This is a genomic window from Acidovorax sp. KPB24-03, from assembly GCF_057546605.1.
In genome coordinates, this window is the sequence record NZ_BAAJYR010000694.1 from 1 (window position 1) to 1,199 (window position 1,199).

Here is a 1,199-nt window from a genome sequence, read left to right on the forward strand (position 1 = left end):
CCTCGGCACCGCGGCCCTCGCCGCGCCGGCCGCCCGCGCGGCCACCGACACCGATCCCGACACGCCGCTGCCCTTCAAGCTGACCACGGGCCTCTACCAGGTGTCCGGCGGCGGCCTGCCCTCGGGGCCCGGGCTGGACGTGAACCTGCGCTACACCCGCGGCGACGACCACTGGTGGGTGGGCGCGTTCCGCTCGCCCGCGCTGGGCTTTTCCATGCCGCGCGCGGGGTGGGACCGCACCGTGGCCTTCGGCGACTGGCGGGTGCTGCCCTCGGTGCAGATCGCCTCGGGCGGCTTCGTCGGCGGCAGCCTGGCCTTGGAGACCGGCACCACCTGGGTGGTGGGCGCGGGCCTGGGGCGCACCAACCTGCGCAACTACGCCAACCTCAACTTCGATCCCAACGACGCCTACAGCGTGTACGGCAGCCACCGCTTCACCAGCGGCGACACCCTGGCGCTGCAGCTGGTGCGCGACAACCGGCAGAACCCCGACCAGCAGAACCTGCACCTCGTGTGGCGCAGCCCGCGGCCGGGCGGCCAGCGGCTCACCGTGGACCTGCTGGCCAAGCAGGGCACGGTGGACGGCCGGTTCATCCGCCGCGCCGGCCTGTCGGTGGGCTACGACTGGCCAGAGTGGTTCGTGCGAGCCGCATGGGACCCGCAGGTCAACTTCACGCCGCAGAACATGCTGCGGCTGTCCACCGGGGTGCGGTTCTAGCGCCCAGCGCTGCAGCCACCGGGGCCCGTGCGCCGTGGCGCTCAGCCCTCGAACTGCGGATGCGTCTGCCGGATGCGCGCCATGGCGATGCCGGCCGCGGCGGTGCGCGTTTCTACGCCCAGCTTCACGTACACGCGCTCCAGGTGCTTCTTGACCGTGGCGGGGCTGGCGCCCAGGATGTCGCCAATGTCACGGTTGGTCTTGCCCTTGACGAGCCAGTACAGCACCTCGGCCTCGCGGGCGGTGAGCTTGAACGACAGGCCCATGGCTTCGATCACGGCGGCGTCGGACACCTCGCGCATCACGATCAGCCAGTCGCCGCCGCCTTCGCTGTCACCGGTCTGCTGGTGCAGGCTGAACGACAGGCGGCGCGCGCCCTGCTCCACCACCAGGCGCGGCGGCTCCAGCTGCTGCACGGCCAGATCGGCCAGGCGCGGCAGCTGCGCCTGCAGCCACTCGGTGACCGGCGCGGGCGCGAAGG

General features: G+C 72.6%; 2 protein-coding genes. One reads left to right on the top strand and one right to left on the bottom strand.

Going from position 1 to position 1,199, the window contains the following annotated elements:
- The coding region (locus AC27KI_RS25265; RefSeq protein ID WP_487116542.1) for a hypothetical protein at positions 1–718 on the top strand (718 nt) is incomplete at its 5' end.
- A gap of 41 nt (positions 719–759) precedes the next feature.
- On the opposite strand, the gene AC27KI_RS25270 is transcribed toward AC27KI_RS25265, so the two are convergent.
- Positions 760–1,199: response regulator transcription factor (locus AC27KI_RS25270; protein WP_487091211.1), on the bottom strand; the 440-nt coding region annotated here is incomplete at its 5' end.